Here is a 1,803-nt window from a genome sequence, read left to right as displayed (position 1 = left end):
ACGCCCTCGGGGCTTGCTTGAGCCGTGTGCGGTGAAAGTCGCACGCACGGTTCTGAGGGGGCCCCGGCGCAGCAATGCGCCGGGGCTACCCGACCGACGACCCCAACTGCCGGGCCTGCGCGATCGCCGCTTCGACGGCCTGCCGGGCCCCGCCGGTGCGCTGAACGACCAGCACCAGGACCTGCTTGATGCCGTCCAGGGCCTGCAGCAGCGGCCCGGGCTGCCCGCCCTGCAGGACCATGGCGACGAGTTGCTGCGCCTCCCCGACTCCGGTGATGACCCCGGTCGCCGCGTCACGAGCGGCGTCCACGGCGCTCTGCACGGGCGCCAGCCCGGCGATCGTCTCCTGGGGGGTGGCTTCGTTCGGCACCGCCGCAGTGGCCTTCGTCGCCTCACCAATCGCACCGGCGAGACTTCCCAGGCCGCCCTGGATGCCCGTGATCGCGTTGCGCACCCGCGCCACACCCGCCGCCACGGCGACGAAGCCCGCGCCCGCGGCCCGCAACGCCACCTCCTGCGCCTGACTGTCGGCGGCGGCTGCCAACCCCTGCGCGCGTTCGACCCCGGTCATCAACGCGCGGAACTCACCGGTGATCGTCTCGATCTGCGACACGTGGCCGGCACCCCAATCGGTGAGAGCGAAAGTGCTGGACAGCTGAACCTACCGGGCTCCTTGTGAGGCCACCAGACACGGCGAGGCGGTCGGCACCGCAGACAGCCGCCGCGATGCGAGTAGTCGCACGAGCGGCTTCCGGTCCAGATTCCAGCTCGTGGGGTGGGGTCTGTGGCTGTCGTGTCCGGCTGTCGACGTGTCAGCATCGACGGGACGGCGGTGCGGGTGTTCGCGTCGGGAGGCTCGGTGGGTAATCGCAAGCGCAGTGGCCGTCGGCAGCGGCGGGAGCCGATCCGCCGGATGATCCCGCCCACCCGCGTGCCCGGCAGCCGGCGCTCTCACCGCCCGGACGAGACGGCGTTGATGCCGAAATTTGAGTACAGCCCGATGTTCGGACGGCTCGTCGACGCGCCGGTGGAGATGGTGCCGCTGCTCGCGGTCCTAGCCGTTCTGCACCAGGCGCAGAGCGGCATGCCGGTGGGTACCTGTGTCCCGACGAGTCATCAGGTCAGTGGGGCGCTACGGCACCTTGGCTTCGAGGCCGAGGCGGTCGCCGCGTACGCCTCGCTGTACCGGGTGACCGACACGTTTACCGAGGTGTCCGAGGTCGGCGTGTGGAAACGACCGCCGGTCGTCCATGCCGATGGCACCACAAATGGCCACATGGTTGTTTGGACGCCGTCGTTCGCGCAGCTCGTGGACGCCACCCTGGTGCAGGACCCGCTTCTGCTGGCCGCCGCCCAGGTTGATCCGGTCTACTCGACGCCGGTGTTCGTCGAGGTTCCCACCAACCGGAGGGAGTTTTTCGCGGCTCGGCCCGTCGCCTGGCTCGACGATCACCTGTACGCGTCCTGGGTCCTGCTGCCGGAGTGGACCCGGCTGATGGACCCGGTTCTGGCAGGGGAGGCCAGCACGGTCGTGGAACTCGGCGCACTCGGTCTGGCCACCGACGCGCTCCGCCTCATCGCGGCCGTCGCGGAGGAGCGGGATCTGAGCGCGATGCTGGTCCAGTGCCCGCGGCTCGGGGCGCTGCTCCGAGGTGAACACCAGCTACCGGAGTTGCCAGTCGAGCCACCGCCGCATCTTGCTTCAGGGGCAATGCCACGTAGCTTAAGTTGATCATGTTGTGTGGGGTCGAAGACGGTAGATGTGAACGGTGGCTGGGTCTGGGTGGCGGATGCTGGCCGGCT

2 protein-coding genes are annotated in these 1,803 nt (G+C 69.7%); one reads left to right on the top strand and one right to left on the bottom strand.

Going from position 1 to position 1,803, the window contains the following annotated elements:
• Positions 1-85 precede the first annotated feature (85 nt).
• Positions 86-613: a DUF6244 family protein gene (locus tag AB0H52_RS31895; protein WP_357951997.1), complete on the bottom strand. Its 528-nt coding sequence runs from the start codon at positions 611-613 to the stop codon at positions 86-88.
• A gap of 219 nt (positions 614-832) precedes the next feature.
• Here AB0H52_RS31895 and AB0H52_RS31890 point away from each other — a divergent pair, with 219 nt between their 5' ends.
• On the top strand, positions 833-1,732 hold the full coding sequence (locus AB0H52_RS31890) for a hypothetical protein (protein ID WP_225854850.1): 900 nt from the start codon (positions 833-835) through the stop codon (positions 1,730-1,732).
• Positions 1,733-1,803 lie beyond the last annotated feature (71 nt).

The sequence above is a fragment of the Micromonospora sp. NPDC050695 genome, assembly GCF_040654415.1.
In the GTDB taxonomy this organism is placed as follows: domain Bacteria; phylum Actinomycetota; class Actinomycetes; order Mycobacteriales; family Micromonosporaceae; genus Micromonospora.
The sequence above is the reverse complement of the archived record's forward strand: the minus strand, read 5'-3'. Positions and strand labels throughout refer to the sequence as shown.